At 51.7% G+C, this 2,407-nt stretch carries 3 protein-coding genes and 1 pseudogene; 1 reads left to right on the top strand and 3 read right to left on the bottom strand.

The window, feature by feature from the left end; all coding sequences use genetic code 11:
• Positions 1-7 precede the first annotated feature (7 nt).
• Positions 8-225 (top strand): annotated as a pseudogene (locus tag AC2JC8_RS10025) (carbamoyl-phosphate synthase); the annotation flags it as partial.
• Between the two features lie 35 nt (positions 226-260).
• Here the strand turns inward: AC2JC8_RS10025 and AC2JC8_RS10020 are convergent.
• The 3 genes from AC2JC8_RS10020 to AC2JC8_RS10010 form a co-directional block, all read right to left on the bottom strand.
• Complete coding sequence (locus tag AC2JC8_RS10020; protein WP_484594675.1) at positions 261-788, bottom strand: hypothetical protein; 528 nt, start codon at positions 786-788, stop codon at positions 261-263.
• Between the two features lie 206 nt (positions 789-994).
• A complete protein-coding gene (locus AC2JC8_RS10015; protein ID WP_484401959.1) occupies positions 995-1,468 on the bottom strand; it encodes a lipocalin-like domain-containing protein in 474 nt (157 codons plus the stop codon).
• 740 nt (positions 1,469-2,208) lie between these two features.
• Positions 2,209-2,407 (bottom strand): hypothetical protein (locus AC2JC8_RS10010; RefSeq protein WP_484401958.1); only part of this gene is annotated, 199 nt, incomplete at its 5' end.

Here is a 2,407-nt window from a genome sequence, read left to right as displayed (position 1 = left end):
CTCCGGACTGCAGGGTCAGCTTCAAGGTTCTGATACGCCCAACGAGGCAGGTATCGGGGGTTCATTCCGCAGCGGGTGGGTACCCAGTCAGTCACCTTTCAGGACGTGCTGGTGAATGTCAACTTCGCCGATTACCAAGGCTACAGCTCCATCGAAAACAGTACTGACGCGGGTGGCACCATCTCCACCTACACCCGTCTGGGGCAGCGCTGGCTTAATTGTGACCCGACCCCACAAGATCTAGTCATGAACGGAGTGGGTTATTTCTTGGATGGTTGCTGTGCTTCGAAGAGTTGTTCAAGATTGCCCGACCAAGTGACGCCAGAGATCATCCAGCCGTCTTTCCCTCGATAGCCGATGAAGTTCCACGTAATCGCTGATTTCTCGAAGCGTTCTAGATAGGTCCAGCGGATAAGGTTGCCACCTGCGCTTTCAGATCGGAGAAATTGATAGCCTAACCTGCCGCCAAAGCGTCTCAGAATTCCAGGTTGTTGGTTTAAGATATCTTCAAGAGCAACCTGCATATCGGCACTAGGTAAGGACGAATATTGACTCATCGCTGAATATCCCTCCTTGATTTGTCCTTTGGCTAATGACTCCATGGATTGGTCGACAATCCTGCGCAAAGCTTCAGAGCTACTAGCTACTTGCTGCTGCGCCAAGGCATTAGCTGGGCTCAAGATCAGCAATGCCAGAAGACCTTTGTAGGTCCATGCTTGTGCGTAATCGCGCCAACACGCGACAGATATATGGGGCGTATGGGCACAGGAGATACGGGTATAGCGCACAACATCTCATTCTAAAGTCTCCTAATCATACACCTTTTGCGTTCATTTCCCAAGGTGCTGACGATGCGGCCACGTCATTAACTCGAGTCGTCAGGCGGCGGCTGATGCAATCGAAGGGCGAGCTTCAGGGATCCGGTGGAGTGATCTGGGAGACGTCATCCAGCAGCAACGGTGGCCTCTGTCATGGAATGAGGCCTGGCGTTCAGTCAATCGGCTCGCTTCCAGATCACGAAATACTCGAGTGGATCCATAGAGGCGACGCTTTTGATGGGCGGCGAACTGATGATGAGGTAATCGCCTTCTATTTTGGCGAACCTGATTTGATCTTTACCGATCCATGTGGGGTCAGCGGCAACAGCAACATGATGAATCACACCTTCGCGTGTCAGCGTGTAGCGTCCAGCGTATGCAAAGGAGTTCCGGAACAGCATCGCCTGTTCTTCGTCAGTGGCACTCCCTGCGCTATCTGTACTGATCTTGCGATCAGATTTGGCTAGAATTGCGCTCATATAGCCGTCAGGGGTATAAGTAATCAAGCCCATTGGATTGTCTCCCCAAGTGTTCGTTTCAACGGATGTAAGGCTATTGCGCGACTTCATCGAAACCAGGCGCCATGTACCAACAATCTTCATATCTGCGGCCAGAATAGTTGATTCGAAGTAGAGTGAGATTGCGATCACTACTGCTACAAGTTTGCTGCAAAATTGGCTTATATTTAAGGCAGGCAATCGCCCCTTTATTGGGCGACTGCTGCATGCCTTCGTTGCAATGGTGTTTGTTCTGAACAAAGGTAGGAACATGCTCGGTTTATAAGACAAGAGGTGTGCTGTTTGGCTTATTGACTGACACTAGTGCAATGCTTATGGATGGTGCGTCTGCGCTATTGCTCGAACGTTTGTTGGCCTCGATCACGTGGCTAGCACCATCGACGGCCATCCAAGTCATAGGGGTGTCCCCGACGATAGGCATCTGGCCGCTGCCGAAAAGAAGTGGCTTAGGCTCGACGCTACTCAATAGATTGTGAACGGATCAGCAGTTGTCACAGAACCATTCTTCTGCCGACTTTTGCTTCAGAGCTTTTGCAATGACCTGCTTTTTTAGGAGCAAGCTCAGAATGGATTGATAAGAGGTAATGAAAGGGCTGCTAGGCCGCCTAATTTCGCATTGCCAGCAATGTCTGCTGAGCCGCTCGACGGCCAGGAAAGCCACAAGAGAACTCATCTGCATGAAATAACCTCATTTAAGTAGGGCTGTGAAATCTCTGGAACGGTGGCCCGCGGGCACCGAAACAGAGGCGGGTTCCTTTGGGAGTCCCGCCTGCAACAAGCTAAACACCAGTCCTAGCCTTGATTTGACACCCGCGACGCCACCAAAAAAGTGACGGCGAGTGACAGAAGCCAAAGCTGATGGTTTGGACGCCCTACGCCGATTGGATTTTCACCGGAGTGAGCATCACCAGCTTGTTGGTGGTGGTTTGGCTAGTACTGCGGCCAAGAGATTGACCCCTGACGGCTTTGCTAGCTAGTACAGGAGAACTGGCCGCATGGGCATGATGCAGCAGGCGTGGATACAGGGCCCTAAGACCGCCAACACAATGCGGTTCCACTTCGATCCCAAGA

This window comes from Synechococcus sp. (assembly GCF_982614295.1).
Note: the sequence above shows the minus strand (reverse complement) of the source record. Positions and strands in the feature narration are given on the sequence as shown.